Origin of the sequence: Clostridium drakei, from assembly GCF_000633595.2 — a bacterium.
Taxonomy (GTDB): Bacteria; Bacillota; Clostridia; order Clostridiales; family Clostridiaceae; genus Clostridium_AM; species Clostridium_AM drakei.
This window is the reverse complement of record NZ_JIBU02000027.1, coordinates 111,424-127,623: the sequence shown is the minus strand read 5'-3', so window position 1 is coordinate 127,623 and position 16,200 is coordinate 111,424. Positions and strand designations below refer to the sequence as shown.

At 27.2% G+C, this 16,200-nt stretch carries 19 protein-coding genes; 13 read left to right on the top strand and 6 right to left on the bottom strand.

Annotated elements, in window-relative coordinates; genetic code table 11:
* Positions 1 to 100: 100 nt before the first annotated feature.
* The 6 genes from EG57_RS0215235 (at position 101) to EG57_RS0215215 (ending at position 4,506) form a co-directional block, all read left to right on the top strand.
* Positions 101 to 568, top strand: coding sequence for a hypothetical protein (locus EG57_RS0215235; protein ID WP_032078037.1), 468 nt, complete (start codon positions 101 to 103; stop codon positions 566 to 568).
* A gap of 126 nt (positions 569 to 694) precedes the next feature.
* On the top strand, positions 695 to 1,156 hold the full coding sequence (locus EG57_RS0215230) for a hypothetical protein (protein WP_032078036.1): 462 nt from the start codon (positions 695 to 697) through the stop codon (positions 1,154 to 1,156).
* Between the two features lie 146 nt (positions 1,157 to 1,302).
* Entirely contained in the window at positions 1,303 to 1,770 is a 468-nt protein-coding gene (locus tag EG57_RS0215225) for a hypothetical protein (RefSeq protein WP_032078035.1), read from the top strand.
* Positions 1,757 to 2,422 (top strand): accessory gene regulator ArgB-like protein, encoded by a 666-nt coding sequence (locus tag EG57_RS0215220; protein ID WP_032078034.1) that lies wholly within the window; start codon positions 1,757 to 1,759, stop codon positions 2,420 to 2,422. The genes EG57_RS0215225 and EG57_RS0215220 overlap by 14 nt, the downstream gene beginning before the upstream one ends.
* Entirely contained in the window at positions 2,419 to 2,553 is a 135-nt protein-coding gene (locus EG57_RS25905; protein WP_084572248.1) for a cyclic lactone autoinducer peptide, read from the top strand. Before EG57_RS0215220 ends, EG57_RS25905 begins: the two co-directional genes overlap by 4 nt.
* A gap of 90 nt (positions 2,554 to 2,643) precedes the next feature.
* Entirely contained in the window at positions 2,644 to 4,506 is a 1,863-nt protein-coding gene (locus tag EG57_RS0215215; protein WP_032078033.1) for a sensor histidine kinase, read from the top strand.
* A 68-nt stretch (positions 4,507 to 4,574) separates the two neighbouring features.
* Here the strand turns inward: EG57_RS0215215 and EG57_RS0215210 are convergent, their stop codons facing one another.
* From EG57_RS0215210 to EG57_RS25515, 4 genes are all read right to left on the bottom strand, one after another.
* Positions 4,575 to 4,766 carry an RNA 2'-phosphotransferase gene (locus EG57_RS0215210; RefSeq protein ID WP_032078032.1) on the bottom strand — a complete coding sequence of 64 codons (192 nt, stop codon included), beginning with the start codon at positions 4,764 to 4,766 and terminating at the stop codon, positions 4,575 to 4,577.
* A gap of 580 nt (positions 4,767 to 5,346) precedes the next feature.
* Positions 5,347 to 6,072: a hypothetical protein gene (locus EG57_RS0215205; RefSeq protein ID WP_032078031.1), complete on the bottom strand. Its 726-nt coding sequence runs from the start codon at positions 6,070 to 6,072 to the stop codon at positions 5,347 to 5,349.
* 113 nt (positions 6,073 to 6,185) lie between these two features.
* The gene (locus tag EG57_RS0215200) at positions 6,186 to 6,626 is read right to left on the bottom strand and encodes an SMI1/KNR4 family protein (protein ID WP_032078030.1); all 441 of its coding nucleotides are present in this window, start codon (positions 6,624 to 6,626) and stop codon (positions 6,186 to 6,188) included.
* Positions 6,627 to 6,653: 27 nt separating this feature from the next.
* Complete coding sequence (locus tag EG57_RS25515; RefSeq protein WP_052037946.1) at positions 6,654 to 8,303, bottom strand: HNH/ENDO VII family nuclease; 1,650 nt, start codon at positions 8,301 to 8,303, stop codon at positions 6,654 to 6,656.
* Between the two features lie 254 nt (positions 8,304 to 8,557).
* On the opposite strand from EG57_RS25515, the gene EG57_RS0215190 reads away from it, so the two are divergent.
* The 7 genes from EG57_RS0215190 to EG57_RS0215165 all read left to right on the top strand — a co-directional run bounded on the left by EG57_RS0215190 (position 8,558) and on the right by EG57_RS0215165 (position 12,821).
* Entirely contained in the window at positions 8,558 to 8,782 is a 225-nt protein-coding gene (locus EG57_RS0215190) for a DUF1659 domain-containing protein (protein WP_032078029.1), read from the top strand.
* Between the two features lie 57 nt (positions 8,783 to 8,839).
* Positions 8,840 to 9,058: a DUF2922 domain-containing protein gene (locus tag EG57_RS0215185; protein WP_032078028.1), complete on the top strand. Its 219-nt coding sequence runs from the start codon at positions 8,840 to 8,842 to the stop codon at positions 9,056 to 9,058.
* 98 nt (positions 9,059 to 9,156) lie between these two features.
* Positions 9,157 to 9,330, top strand: a complete 174-nt coding sequence (locus EG57_RS25900; RefSeq protein WP_082085072.1) for a YvrJ family protein — start codon at positions 9,157 to 9,159, stop codon at positions 9,328 to 9,330.
* 411 nt (positions 9,331 to 9,741) lie between these two features.
* On the top strand, positions 9,742 to 10,386 hold the full coding sequence (locus EG57_RS0215180; protein ID WP_032078027.1) for a sigma-70 RNA polymerase sigma factor region 4 domain-containing protein: 645 nt from the start codon (positions 9,742 to 9,744) through the stop codon (positions 10,384 to 10,386).
* On the top strand, positions 10,377 to 10,970 hold the full coding sequence (locus EG57_RS0215175; RefSeq protein WP_032078026.1) for a sigma-70 family RNA polymerase sigma factor: 594 nt from the start codon (positions 10,377 to 10,379) through the stop codon (positions 10,968 to 10,970). The genes EG57_RS0215180 and EG57_RS0215175 overlap by 10 nt, the downstream gene beginning before the upstream one ends.
* A gap of 53 nt (positions 10,971 to 11,023) precedes the next feature.
* The gene (locus tag EG57_RS0215170) at positions 11,024 to 12,130 is read left to right on the top strand and encodes a DnaD domain-containing protein (protein WP_032078025.1); all 1,107 of its coding nucleotides are present in this window, start codon (positions 11,024 to 11,026) and stop codon (positions 12,128 to 12,130) included.
* Entirely contained in the window at positions 12,072 to 12,821 is a 750-nt protein-coding gene (locus EG57_RS0215165) for an ATP-binding protein (protein WP_084572255.1), read from the top strand. The genes EG57_RS0215170 and EG57_RS0215165 overlap by 59 nt, the downstream gene beginning before the upstream one ends.
* A gap of 354 nt (positions 12,822 to 13,175) precedes the next feature.
* Here the strand turns inward: EG57_RS0215165 and EG57_RS0215160 are convergent, their stop codons facing one another.
* Both EG57_RS0215160 and EG57_RS0215155 read right to left on the bottom strand, forming a co-directional pair.
* Entirely contained in the window at positions 13,176 to 14,660 is a 1,485-nt protein-coding gene (locus EG57_RS0215160) for a phosphatidylinositol-specific phospholipase C domain-containing protein (RefSeq protein ID WP_032078024.1), read from the bottom strand.
* Between the two features lie 212 nt (positions 14,661 to 14,872).
* The gene (locus EG57_RS0215155) at positions 14,873 to 15,907 is read right to left on the bottom strand and encodes an RNA ligase RtcB family protein (protein ID WP_032078023.1); all 1,035 of its coding nucleotides are present in this window, start codon (positions 15,905 to 15,907) and stop codon (positions 14,873 to 14,875) included.
* Between the last annotated feature and the right edge of the window lie 293 nt (positions 15,908 to 16,200).

Below are 16,200 nucleotides of genomic sequence, written 5' to 3'. Positions count from 1 at the left end.
GTCAAAAGATATAATAATATGTATATATTTGTTAATATTATTTTTAAACTTTTAATCGTTAAATTTGTACACTAAATATTACAGAAAGGACATAAAAAGTATGTTGAAACTTACATGGATAGAATTCTTTCTTAGAACTATTCCAGAAATATTTATTTTGATATGGGGAATACATGTAATTTCTAGAAAGTCTTTTAATATACCAAAATATGTACTTTCCAGTATAATAATATCTATACTAACTTTTTTTGTAAGATGGCTTCCTATATATTTTGGAGTTCATATGATACTTAATATAATTTTAACTATAAGTATTATGATTATTATTGGTATACCATTAATAAAAGCCATATATAGCACTTTAATAATGTTTTTTGTGCTTTGTTTAAGTGAATGTTTAAATTTGATAATACTAAATCTACTAAATATTGATACAAATCTTCAACTTTTAGAACCTGTTGAAAAGTGTGTATTAGCACTTCCATCGTTAATTATTACCTCAGTTTTTATTATAATAATGCATCATTTATTTTCAAAAAAAGATCAGTTGGTAATAGTCAATAGTTGAGGAAAAAAACTTTAAAAAGAAGGATTTATATTTTTAATGTCGAACGATACACTATATGTAATTTAAGTAAATATATGTTATTTTAAAAATTTATACATTGAATACTATAGAAAGGACATAAAAAGTATGTTGAAACTTACATGGATAGAATTTTTTTTAAGGAATATTCCAGAAATATCTATTTTAATATGGGGAATATATGTAATTTCTAGAAAGTCTTTTAATATACTACAATATGTACTTTCTAGTATAATAATAGCTGCAATAAGCTTTTTTGTAAGATGGCTTCCTATATATTTTGGAGTACATATGATACTTAATATAATTTTAACTATAAGTATTATGATTATTATTGGTATACCAATAATAAAAGCCATATATAGCACTTTAATAATGTTTTTTGTACTCTGTTTAAGTGAATGTTTAAATTTGATAATACTAAATCTACTAAATATTGATCTTCAACTTTTAGAACCTGTTGAAAAGTGTGTATTAGAAATTCCATCACTAATTATTACCTCAGTTTTTATTATAATAATGCATCATTTATTTTCAAAAAAAGATCAGTTAGTCATAGTCGATAGTTGAAAAAAAAGTTAAAAAAGAAGGAATTATGCTTTTAATATCGAATAATACATTATATGTAATTTAGTTTAAAATATATACAAACATATTAATATATGTTATTTTTTCAAGATTCATATACTGAATATTATAGAAAGGACATAAAAAATATGTTGAAACTTACATGGATAGAATTTTTTTTAAGGATTATTCCAGAAATGTTTATTTTAATATGGGGAATACATGTAATCTCTAGAAAATCTTTTGATATTCCACAATATATACTTTCCAGTATATTAGTAGCTATCCTAAGTTTTTTTGTAAGGTGGCTTCCTATATATTTGGGAGTACATATGATAATTAATATAACTTTGATTATAAGTGCTATGGTTATTATTTCTATACCAATAATGAAAGCCATATACAGTACTTTGCTTATGATTTTTATACTTTCTTTAAGTGAATTTTTAAATATATTAATATTAAATTTACTAAAAATCGATACAAGTCTTCAACTTTTAGGACCTGTTAAAAAATGTGTATTAGAAATTCCATCATTAATTATTACATCAGTTTTTATTATAATAATACACTATTTATTAAAAACAAAAGAAGGAATGAAATATGTCTCTAATTGAAAGAATATCAGTTAAAATAGGAAAAAATGCTAAAGTATTTTTAAATGTTGATGAAGATAAAGAACAAATTATTGTATATGGTGCAATAAATTTACTTCAGACTATATTTGCTATTTCATGGGTAATCATCGCTGGTTTGTTTTTCGGTGTACTTTGTGAAGCATTATTATTTTCCATTACTGTTAGCATTCTAAGGAAATATTCAGGAGGGGCACACGCTTCTTCACCTAGTCACTGCATTATAATAGGTACAATTTTAGCAGTAGCATCAGGAATATTTATTGATAAGATACTTTTCAAAATTAATATGCTTACTGCAATATTAATAAGCACAGCTTGTATAGTATTTGCTTTTATAATAGTTGCAAAAAATGCACCAGTAGACAGTATCAAAAAACCTATTACCAATATTGAACTTAAAAAGCAATTTAAAAAAAAATCTATTATTGTACTATTTATTTTTTCATTGATAATTACAATTTTATCTGTGCTTAGTACAAAATATTTGAAATTGTATTACATAAAATTTATAGAAAGTATTATTCTTGGAGTTCTATGGCAAACTATTACACTTACTAAAAATGGAACAATTTTTCTAAGCAAAGTCGACTTTTTTTTAGAACATATATATCGAAAGGAGCAAATATTATGAAAAAGGAAATTAAGAAGTTCTTTGTTACAATTACATCATATTTTTGCACAAAAATGGCCTTTTCAGTTTCAGCATCAGCATGTTACTTTGCTACATTTCAGCCTGAAGAGCCTAAATGCTTGAGGAAATAGAAAATAAAAATAAAAGTTATTAATTTGCAATTAATAATTTTTATTTTTATTTTAAGCAACTTTATTTATAAAAGAAGGAGGTTTCTCTTTATGAATGCTGTTACACATAAAATTGAAAATAACTTATCTGTCATGCTATCTATTGTGAAAATTTCAATAATAGTATTTATTAGTATAATTATATATATTAACTTACCTAAATATTGGTTTGATTTAAATATAAAAAATAATGGTCAATTTAATTTATATACTGCAGCATTTTTTTTGATTATTACTGGAATATGTTACTTAACCTGCTTAATAACTAATCATAAAGTATCTCAATCATCAAATGTATTTAGGATTTCCTGGCTTTTAGAAAATATTTTTTTTATGCTTATTATTGCATTACCAATATATTTATCTACAGCTTATGAGAGTGAATATAAATATTTATTTCTACTATTAATAATAGCCTCAGTTATTGAATATGGTTCTCGTTATGGAATTATAACTTCACTTTTTTCTTCATGTTTTGTACTTGGAGCAGATTTGCTATATGCCCCATTAAAAAATGGAATTAATTTATATTTTCAAAAGGATTTAATAATGGTAGGAATATTTATTTTTGTTGCATGGATTCTTGGATACTATGTTGATATGGAAGGTGAGAATAATAAAAAAAAGGATGAAACACTTAACATACTAAATACTGAATTGGAAAATCAGAATAAACAGAGACAGAATATGGAATCATTATTATTAAAAAATAAAATTTGTTATGATATGTTATTTGAAAATTCAGTAAATGCTATTATTGTACATAGAAAAGGAATAATCATATATGCCAATGAGAGTGCAGCTAAATTACTGGGATATGACAATCCAATAGAACTAAGTGGTAAGAGCTTTTATAATCACTATTCAAGAAATACTAAATTAAATATTATAAAAAAGTATTCAAACATTATTATTAATAAATTTTCAAAGATTGCAGAAGAAGAAAACATATTGAACTGCAATGGCGACTTTATTCCAGTACGCAATACATCATCTTTTTTTACTTACAAGGATAACCCTACTGTATTAACATTTTTGCTTGATATAACTTCAGAGAAAAATGTGGAAACCTTAAAGCAAGATGCAGAAAAAAATTTAAAATTGCTTAATGAAACTAGAGAATTTAATGTCCTTATAACTGAATTTTTTACTAATATGTCCCATGAACTTAAAACACCTGTTAATGTTATTTACGCCGCTATTCAAACTATAAATATGTTTTTAGATAATTACAAAATAGATAATATAAACAAATTTAAATCCTACTTAAAAACAATGAAACAAAATTGCTTGAGAATGATTAGATTAATAAATAATCTTCTAGATATAACTAAGTTGGATTCTGGATTTATTAAACTTAATAAAAAAAATGGTAATATCATAAATGTTATAGAGGATATTGTTCAATCAGTAGCATCCTATGTAAAAAGTAGGGATATAGAGCTTATATTTGATACAAATGTTGAAGAAAAAACTATGGCTTTTGATTATGACAAGATAGAACGTATAATATTAAATTTAATATCCAATGCCTTTAAATATAGTCATTCTAAAGGACGAATATATGTTAATTTAATAGATGAAGGATCAAATCTTGTTATTAAAGTAAAAGATGAGGGAGACGGTATTCCGAAAGATAAACTTAATGTTATATTTGAACGTTTTGGACAAGCAAATCGTTCACTTTCCAGGCAATGCGAAGGAACTGGAATAGGTTTATATCTTGTAAAATCATTTACTGAAATGCATGGTGGTAAAATAAGTGTTACAAGTATTGAAGGAAAAGGGAGTGAATTTTCAATATTACTACCTGCTGTATTGGTTAAAGATCAACCTTTTATGGATGATAAATCTATTCTTCAATCTAATGTGGAGAGGATTAGCATAGAATTTTCAGATATATATTCACAGTAATTCTAAAATTAATTATAGTAAAACAGTTTGTTAATGATATCTAGGAGGAATCTTGTGAAGCCTCCTATTCATCTATCTTTTTGCTTAGGCAAATTAGAAATCTTATTATGAAGTGACTTTTTATTTTCCTTTAAAGCAATCAATAATTGTTCTACACTAACCCATCCTTCCTCATCTAGTTCCAATTCGTACTCCCAAGGAGCATGCCTAAGAGCATATGATATTTCCTTACTTAATTGCGTATAGTTAATAATACTCATCTCCTTTTTTATTCTCTATTGAATTCAATCATTTCTTTAACAGCATCTCTAAACAATCCTAGAAATTTTATCATTTAGCTTTTTAACAAAGTCATTCTAATTCCCCTTCTATACAAAATAGAATTTTCCCATATCCGATAACGCTATTATACAGGAAATCATTCCTAATATGAAGACTGTTTGTCAAATTATTCAATTTCTTTTGTATAATTTTCTGCATAAATTGCTTGCCTACATAAAACATTAAATATAGTTCATGCCTTGCCTTTTAAATATTTATATCCTAAATTACTGGGCATATTTGAAACATTAAAAATACCAGGATCAAACTCATCTGAAACTAAAAATGTGGCCAAATTAGCCACATTTTACTGAACTTTTTCATTTTCAATTTTCTTTATCAATTCTAAAATTTTATTTTTATTCTGACTTCCTTTATACTGCTGTAATCCGCAATCTTTACTGCTCTCTCAAAACCGTATCTAAACATTCTTATTGCCATACTATCTTCATAGATTGTTTGAAATTCTATTTCATATTCATGTAATTACATTATTTTGCTTTAAACAGTTAAAATAACTTAAACTATATTGTTATCATAACAGAAAGCACTCTCAAACTTTTTACATCTTATTTCTAGCAATGGACTTTCATTAGTTAGATAAAAACCTAATTCTCTGTTTTGCTCCATGTAACTATTTAAATAAATATCACCTTCTTTATACTTATGTGCTATTCTTATTAAACTTGTTCCTAAACCTAGAAAAGCACCCTTACTTAGTCTAAATATTACATCACATTTAGAGGTAAGTTCATTTTCGTCTTCGTATACTCTTACTCTTGCTACATTATTAAAACCAATATGATATATCTCATAGTTATCATCATTACATTCCATATCCACTAAAATATTCATTCTTTTTTTACTTATATTTTTATTATTATGTATATTGCTATTCGTAATATTTATTGAATTTTCTTTCAAAGTTCCATATTCTTTACCATAAACAAACAACTCTGAACTATCTGGAGTTAAAAAGAATCCCATAGGTTGATTTGCACAAGGTGAACCTAACGGTTCTGTTCTAATATCATAGTTTTCTGGTAGTCCTTCTTCTAATCTTATTGCAGATATCCCAAATCCAATCATTGCCTCTTTGCTCAATTCCAAAACAACTCTGTAGCATTTACTAATATCTCTTTTTATATTCAGTATTTGAATTTCTCCAATATTATCATTGTTTAATTCATATTCTTCAGTCTCTAATTGATTTAATGATATTGTTTTATATTCTTTTTCGATCACATTATCTATAGTACTACACCTCTACCTTACTTATTAATAGCAAAACAATTTATTAACAATGCTTGCCTGAGTTCGCTACATACATCTAATTTTCCCATTATTTTTAATAAGATTTAATCCCAATTCTCACAAGCATCTTTAAGTCTTTCATAAAAGAACTCATAAAAATTTTTATATTCTTGTGAGCCAACTCCTTCTCTTCTATCCCAATCTACTATTGTACATTCTCCATCTTTAATGTTAGATGTATCCAAACAATATATCCATTCATCACTACTCTCAATTACAACAAATCGCGGTGGTAATCCAAACTTTCTGTATCTTTCAGTAGCTTTTACACAAGATGGAATTTCACCTTTCGATACTCCATAAATTTCAATACCCATAATTAATATATGACCATAATTTTCAAGAAACCATTTGTAACTTTCTGGAAGATCAACCTTTAAAATGGTTTCAATTTGTAATACTCTACTATTGTCAACTCCACCTGTATAATTACAATATTGATTTTTTTCTCCAATAATTCTAGCTATTTCATTTTTCTTTTCCATGTTAAACCTCCATAATAATATTATGCATTACTTATCTAAAGTACTCTCTATCAGATTTGCTCTGCATTTCCAATAAGCTGACCTGAAATTATTGTATTGCTTATTTAAAACCTCATCACTTCTAAAACTTACTCTTTTTAAATTACTTCTTATTTTTCTTATTTTTTCAATTTCTTCTAAAGATTTATTTCTCAAAGGACTCAAATCTTTTAATTTTGTTAACTTTGGATACTTTGGATTTTCTAATAATCCATGTAGAATATCATAGTATTCTTCTTGATGCTTACTATATGATAATTCTACCATTGGCCCTGATTCAATTTGTGCTAAGTGGTGTAATTCAAATGGATTTCCATCCGCATCAATTGGTGAACCTCCTAATTTAGCACGTTCCAAATTAGTTAACCCATCATCTCCTTTAAGAGACCAATCAATTTCGTTGCCATGATATACTCTTCTACTTATATTTTTTACTTCTCCACCAACTTTTACTGTTCCTTTAAATTCAGTAAAAGTATAATTTTTACCTTTTTCTACAACTTGTCCTCCCCTCTCTGTAGGTGAAATAAAAACAATTCCTGTTGATATCTTTGGTTCATTAGTATAAACAAGTTTATAACCATATAATTTATTGCTAATTACTTGACCATCTTTTGTTATTATATCATCATTGGGAAGTTCTACTCCATTAAATGTAGGTGGAGAATTTTCTGTTAAAACATAAGTATAAATATATCCACCTTTTTCATAAGTTATTTGCTTAGGCAAATTAAATATCTCATTTGGCGAATATGTCTTAAGTCCCACATTAAGTCCTAAAATATCACACTTAATATATTTTTCTGCTTCTTTATATGTAAATACAGTTTCTTTTATTTTCTTATATTCATCTTCTCCCAAAACAATCTTTGCATATTCTAGCATTTCCTTTTCTTCTTTCGTTAAGTACGCTGGATTCTTTAGCATTAACTGTATTACTTTATTTTTATCTACTCGTCCATTTTCTGAAATAATGAACATATCTCTGATTTGTGATATTCCTGCAGTTATTCCTGATATTTTTGAAAATACTGAGCATATATTTTCTTCCATATCTCGTACACCATTACAATATGCATTAAATGAATTATCAAACTCTGTCAAACTTGTTGTTTGATTTCTTAGTGAACTTTGTAAATTGATAACATCACCTGTAATCGGAAATATTGTAAAACTTAAGCTATTTGCTAAATTTAATATTTCTATAAATTTAGAATTCATTTGTCTATAATAATTATCTGTACATTCACTAATGCTGTTATTTATTGGGAACCGCCCTCCATATTGAAGTGAAATAATTCCTGTATCATCATTTGTAAGCGCTACTCCACCTGCACTTCTTTTTATACAATTTTCAAAATCCTCACTTTGCTTTTTTAATCTAATTGCCCTTGGCTTTTCTTCATTTTCTAAAGCATTTTTGGTATATTTTATTTCTTCTATTAAATTTGTGTAAAATTCCTGCTTTTTAATATGATTTTCCATAAATTTATCTTTTGCTTCACCTGACCATCCTAAGTCAGTAAGTTCTTTAATTGTTTTGTTTATATTTTCTTTTTGTTCTTCTAAATCTTTTATTACATTTCCATATTCATTTATTGTATTAGTTAACTCTACAATATCTAATTCAAAGTCCATTTACTTCCCCCATGCGCTAACTCTTCATTGTACTTTTATATAAGCATGATTAGTAATATATATAGTTTTTGTATTAATATTACATACTTGTCTTATTTTAATGGTTTTACACATGTGTGTCAATATGTTATCATTTTCAACTTGAGCCTTGCAATAATTTACTTAAAATTATAAATTTTTTAATCATCATATAAAGAAGATTGTCTCCTTTTAAAAAACTACACCTATATATTAAGTGAAAGGAGATGATAAGCATGGCTGCAAAAGCAACAAAGCTTGAAACTGCAATGATTCTTAAGTACAAGGATGGAGTGGATAAAAACGGAAAGGATGTAATCAAAAAACAAAGTTTTTCAAAAGTGAAAACTTCAGCAGCAGATCAGGACATTTTTGATGTAGCAAAGCAATTTGAAACACTGCTTGGAAAAACTTTAAATGAACTTGTAAGAGAAGACCAAAGTGGAATAACTAACGCCTAAACTACAAAAATCAGACACTTAGCTATTTCCAAATAGTAAAAATAAGGAGGCATTAATATGGCAAAATCACTATCTATGACTTTTTTAAATGAGGAAGGCAAAAAATCTTCTATAACCTTAAAAAATATTAAAGAAGATGTTACTGAAGCTGAAGTTAAAGCAGCTATGGATGTAATATTAGCAAAAAACATATTTACATCAGGTGGTTTAGATCTAAAAGCAAAAGACTCTGCTCACATAGTAGAAAGAAACAGCTCCAGCTTAACAGTAAAATAATGAAACTTTCAAACCCATAACTTACAAATGGACAGTTAAATCAAGTTTAATTGTCCATTTATCACATTATTTTCAAAATTGACTTGGAGGTTTAGAACATGGAAACAAATCTTGTGAACTTAATAGGCAATCTAGGTTTTCCCATTGCAGTATCTGCTTATCTATTAGTAAGAATTGAAAGCAAAATGGAAAACTTAACTTGCAGCATAAATAATTTATCCAATGCTATAAACCAAATGATAAGAGATGAAAAGAAATCAAATGATCCCTGATACAATATAGTCAACTTTAAAAAGTTCTGATTGAAACTCTCCAATCAGAACTTTTTTATACTCTTTAATCATTGTAATAATTGATCAAATTTTCATAAAATGCTAAAAATAAGTTTCAAAAATAAAAAATCAAAATCAAAATTAAAAATTTTGATTAAAAAAAATTCTATCATGTGTTCTTTTGCATGATTTTTTTCATTATAAATCTACTATATTAGAGGATTTTCCTCACTAAAAATCTAAATTATTCTATAACAAATATAAAAACTCGTCACATATCACTAAATTAATTTAAATTACGTAAAAATTTTGTACAAATGAGTAAAATATCTTTTTTATAATTATGCAACATTTTCTTCAAAAAATGGAACTTTATTATTAAAGAGAAAAAAATAAGAAAGAAGTGATAATATGAATTTTTACAATAGTGATTTAAAAAATTTCATAGAAAAAATAAGAAACGAAGATGAACAAGCTTTAACACAGCTACATAAAAATTTTGAAGGCTTTATTGTAGAAACTTATAATTGCAAAATAGGAATTTTTTACGGGAACAAATATTATCAAGACTATTTAAGTGATTTAAACATATCAATGTTCAATACAGTTTTGAATTTTAATGGTACTACTAAAAGCAGCTTTAGAAATTACATGTTTCAAACCATATCAAATTGTTTAAAAAAAATTTTTAGAGATGACTGTAAACCTCAATTTAATTACAAATATCTAGATAATGAAGACGATTTAAAGTATATAGAAAAAACATTAGCTTCCAGTGAAATTTCCATTTTTAATCAGATTTTTTTCAAGGAAGATCTGATGCGCTATCTAAAGCATAAGTTAAAACCTTTAGAAATTGAGTTGTTTGAATGTTTTTTTTATAAAAAGGAAACACTAAAATATTTTGCTGAAACTCACAATCTAAATTATTCCTCTGTAAGATCCACCTTTAGCAGAATGTTAAAAAAAATAGAGTACAAAGAAATTAAATCCTTATTAGAATTGAAACACAGTTTGTTCTTATTTATCGCTTGTATAATTGGGGGGTGCTTATAATATTACAGCTTCTAGATTTAGTGAAAAAGGCTCAGGATAGAGATGAAGCATCTCTTCAAGCTATAATTAAAAACTTTGAAGGCTTTATGTACAAAACCGCTAGTTCCATTTACATAAATGGATATGAAGTTGAAGATCTACTACAAATAGAAGCTACAGCCTTAATTAATGCTATATTTAAATACAACTGTGAATACACGAATGCTTTTACAACCTATGCCACTACTGCCATTAAAAATGCCTTAAACAATGAACTTAGAAGTTATTTAAATAAGAGAAATGGAGAAAAATTTGAATTCAGCTTAAATAATACTATGGATGAAGACACTGAATTTATGGACATGCTTCTTAGTGATGATAATGTGGAAGAGGATATTTTGCTAAAAGAAGATATAAGAACTTTAAGAAAAGCTTTGAAAAGTCTGCCTGACAACTTTAGAGAAATTATCTGCTGGCACTATTTTAAGGAAAAATCTTTAAAGGAATATGCAGAGTTTAAAAATATAAAATATTCAACCGCAAAGAAAAGACATGCAAGAGCACTGAAAAAGCTGAAGGAAATAATTATAACAATAAGCAAATAAAACTTTTTTTAAAATACAAAATCATACAAATAAAAGATTGGTTGGTGTTAATTATGAATAATAAAGTACTTTTAGAAAATGAAATAACTATGGTTTTTCAGCCTAAGCTTGCAGAAATTTTTGGAATTACAGAAAGTATAATACTTCAGCAAATCCACTACTGGCTTTTAAAAAGCAATCACATAATAAATGGCACACCTTGGATTTATAACAGCTATGAAGCTTGGCACAATCAAATAAGTTTTTTATGCAAAAGGACCATAATAAGAGCTATAAAAAAGCTTGAAACTTCAGGAGTTGTCTTAAGCTCTAATTTCAATAAATCAAAAATGGACAAGACTAAATGGTACACCATAGATTATAAAAAACTTGAGAGCCTATGTGATTCTTTTGAAGATAGTACTAATTCAACAATTAACACTGAAGCAAAGCTAGATGACAATTCATCTCACATTTCTGAAGATGATAAAAAACTAGAAGCTCCTAATAACTTAGAAGCAAATGAAATTTCTATGGATCAAAATATTTATTACAACAATGATGAAACTTATGAAAATTTAGATGATGTAAATAAGTCCAGTAATAAGTATCTTTCTGTCTATTCCATTGAGTCAAAAAGTCAAATGGATAATGCCTATTTTAATAAAGCAATACCAGAGATTACTACAGAGACTTACTTAAAAAAAGAAGAAAAAGGGTTCACCGATGTTGTAACTTTTTACAGTGACAATATAAGCTGTGCCAGTCCTTATGAAATTGACCAGCTAAAAAATTTTATGGATGACTTTAATTCCAAGGACCTAATTATTCTTGGAATGAAGCAGGCACTAAAAAGCAATGCCAAGAATTTGAGATATATTGAAAAAGTGCTTTACAGCTGGAAAAATAAAGGTTTAAAGGACGAAAATGAGGTCATAAATTATTTAAATAATTATAAAAAACATAAGAGTTATTACGGTTTTCATAACTTTAAAACTAAAAGTGATTTTCTTGATGATTATAAAAAACTGCAAGGAGGGAAAAGCTTTGGAAGAACATGGGGAAACTATGAAAAGAGTTGGGGATATAATTCAGAGACTCAGGAAAAAGAATTTGGAAAATATGAAGGAAAGGAAGCAAAAACAGAGTGGTATCAAGGAGACATGGAAGGACTCATCTGAAGCTAACGCTTTAGAAAACTGCCCTATTTGTGGTGGAAAAGGATATATTATAAAACATTCTCCTGATGCTCAAGACACCATTGCCTTTTGCAAGTGCAGAGAAATGGATAAACTTAAGAGAATGTGGAGTTTTTCAGGCATAGAAACACAAAAAAATAAACTTATATTTAAAAACTACAAGGTTTATAATACAGCTACTGAAGAGGCAAAGAATACCGCCCTCAAATACTTTAAAAGCTTTAAACAAATAAGAAATACCAGAAAAAACAGTATAGCTTTTTTAGGACAAGTTGGTAGCGGCAAGTCCCATTTGAGCATTGCTATAGGTTTAAACCTTCTATCAAAGGGCATTCCCGTAATTTATATGTCCTATAGAGAACAAATAATAAAATTAAAACAAAACATTTTAGATGAAGAATATTATGAAGCCTGCACACGAAAGTTTAAAACAGCACAGGTTTTAATAATAGATGATCTCTATAAAGGCAAGCTTACTGATTCAGATATAAATATAACCTTTGAAATAATAAATTACAGATACATGAAGAATTTGCCTATAATAATATCTTCAGAATTTACTGTAGAAAAACTCTTGTACTTCGATGAAAGCATAGGCAGTAGAATTTTAGAAATGTGCAAAAATTTCATTGTAGAAATACACGGTAAGGAGAATAATTATAGGTTGAGGTAGAAGTAAATAAATTAAACTGATAATAAAATGAAATATTCATAGATTGGTATATCAAAGCAATGAAGCTCACGTGTTCTTTAGAATCTATTGAAATTAATGTACTTTCAAGAAATAATAATTCCGACATTAATTCATAGAATAAGAAGCTGTGGCATTAAGAATAAATACTACAATATATTGTATATAAATTTCTTAGTTCAACAGCTTCCTACAAACTTTTATTAGTATAATTTCTATTTGTACTTCTAAATATAGTTATTTAAGTAAGATCATCATTTCCACTAAATTACACTGTATTTTTATAATTTTAGGTAGTGTCTGATATTCTAGCGATGATGTGCTTATTGTCTTAACTTACTTCATTAATGCAAAACAGACGTCATTATGATATTTCTTACTTACTGATTTAATAAGACATTCTGATATTGCCTGCTGTACAATATTAGTTTTTTCAACAAAATCTACTGCAATAATATTAGCATTCTTTGCCCATTCTCCACCTGCTTGAAACCATTTGGTTAATTCTGGAATAGATTGAATTGGAGTTATATTTGAAATACTTGGTGTGATAATTGCACAAATTGACCACAAACCTTTATTATCATGACTATTTTTCATCTCGTCTTGTATAGCAGAATAAAGATCTCCTAAATTATCTTTATCAAACCATTTTTGGTCAATTACCGGGAAGAATTCAGTTGGTTTATTATTACTGCTCCAAGAAACAATAACACGTGATTGAGTACTCCATATTTCACTGAGAGTAGGAACATGTCCATTATAATGATAAATAAGATTTCCTAAGGAGGTAGTAACTAGATTATAAAGTTTATTTTCATCAAATTGACCATTAAGTGCTGTAAAACTATGAAAATCTAGAATAATAACTTCTTTTGGATTCCCTGCAATAAATCCCTGTACTTGTTTTAATGTATCTTCTAATGAAATTTCACTTCTCCATTTATCATGAACAAGTATAAAGTTTCCATTATCTTCTCCAACTCTTAAATCTAATACTCTCACACCTTTATTTAATTGATCACTGATACTTAAGTTTTGACATTTTGTCCAAAGCGATCCAAATGGAGAAACCATTTTGTATGTTCCTGAATTATGTGTACAAGCTAATGTAAGGTCATCAAGAGGCGTATTTTCAATTACTGGCCCATATGTTTCCATCCAATTTTTTAAATAAGCTGAATCACCATTAGAATAAGATTCCTCCAAAATCTGCTCTGGGTTTTCAATAGTCTGTTTTAATAAACCGACTAAATTGGATTCTAGCTTAGTTCCTCCCTTTTCTTCAGCCATGGCTAAAAGATTACTAAATGGTTGTCCTTTATCTTGTATGCTAACATATTTAACAAGTTCTTTTTCTATTTTCGTATTATCTACATTTTTAAAATCCTTTTTTACACTATATTCTATTATAGGCAAATGTGAAATATTAACTAAATTATTATCATTCACTGCACAAAAAGTTAATGTCACTATTCCATCATGTACCCATCCTAAATTTGCTATTTGTGTATTGGGTTGCACACAAAATTTGGGATCTTGAATTGTATTTTGCCAATCAACTTGTAAGTATCTCCATCTTGCTTGAATTTCAAAATGCCTATCTGTACCAACAATTGAATAACCAACATTACCAGAATCATCAGTAATAGTGTTAAAAATGTATTCATCCCACTCAATATATACATCTTTAATCTCACCTTGATTAATTACGCTAGGAAATTTTCCATCCCAAGAATTCATTTGATAGCTATGACAGTAACTGAGTTTTAATACATAATTAGAAGCATTAATAATTCTTAAAGTTCCACCTTGACCCATTATATCCACCTCATTTTTGCATTTTTATGCATAATTATAATTTAGTGGAATTAACACTGCAGACATTACCTATAAAAATATTTTGCACAAATAAATCAACTTTTATGTATAATAAATAATTTATCTTTAATATTATTCATAATCTAAAGATGTCTCCTTTGATGCTTATATAACACTTTTCTATGCTTTATTTATCCGATTAAAACATTTCATTAATCTTTATATGTTATAATAGGCTTTAATTTTGCTATTACTTTAATCAAATCAAATTCAATAAGATCCTGAATTACCCTATCAATGTTTTTATAAGCTTCTGGGGCTTCTTCATAAATTAAACTTTTATCTTTACATACAAGGTTATAACTAAAGTTGCCATTTTTAACATCTTTCTTAGAAAACTTACCTAAAAGTCTTTCCTTACAACCATTTCTCTGCCACTTACGTCCAGCTCCATGAGCAATTGAAAAACCTGTATACAAGCTTTCATTTATAGGCTTAACAATATATGAGTTAGTCCCCTTAGAGCCTGCTATAACAACATAGCCATTATCAGACGGTGCTGCACCTTTTCTATGAACATAATAATTATCTTTAAATTCAATACCATTATGCACAGCTTCAATTACAAGACTTTCTAAAGATCCATTAATAGCATCACATAACCTCTCAGCAATTAATTTTCTACTTTTCTTAGCAAAAAGTATTGCCTTTTCATAATCTTTTAAGTAGCTTTCAAAACCTTCACTACCCTCTACCAAACCATTCTGACAGCTGTACTTCTCAATATGCTTTCTTAAAATATGTTCGCCTAAACCTCTACTGCCACTATGAATTAGTAAATGTACTTTATTTTTATCTAGATTCAGATTATTAAATTCTTCTTTATCCAATATTTCATCAATAGCAGTGAATTCTGCAAAGTGGTTACCCTTACCTATAGTACCAATATTAAATTCATCTTTTTCAAACTCTAAGTTATTCAAACTTTTCATTGCCTTATCTACTTTAAATTTCTTTTCAAAGATAGAAGTTTGAAATAAACTTACAGAACATCCTATGTCATTTCCAATTAAATGAGGATAAATTATTCCTTCTGTTAAAAAAGCTGCTCCAACTGGTGTTTTTCCAGGATGCAAATCTGGGTAACCAACAGCTAAAATTACTCCTTTTAAATTTGACAGTTTTTTTACCTGCTCTACGCCTTCACTTTCCATCCATGATTTTTCTGTGTATATAATTTTATACATATTCAAATATTCTCCCCTTAATAAATAAAATAGTGTTATATTGAGAGAATAACTAATTTTAAGCCATCACTATAATTATGATTTAGTAAGCTCTTATTTAATCTTCTCTCACCATCATATTTTTTATCATATTCATCACAACCTTTACATATCTAACTCTATTTTTATCACTCCATCTGTAAATATAATCTTGACATTATGTATATTTTTTCTATTATTTCCTTTTAATTTTGAACAAATTAAAACACCAGCTAATAAAACCGATGCCTTAATTTCATATTAAAATATTTTTT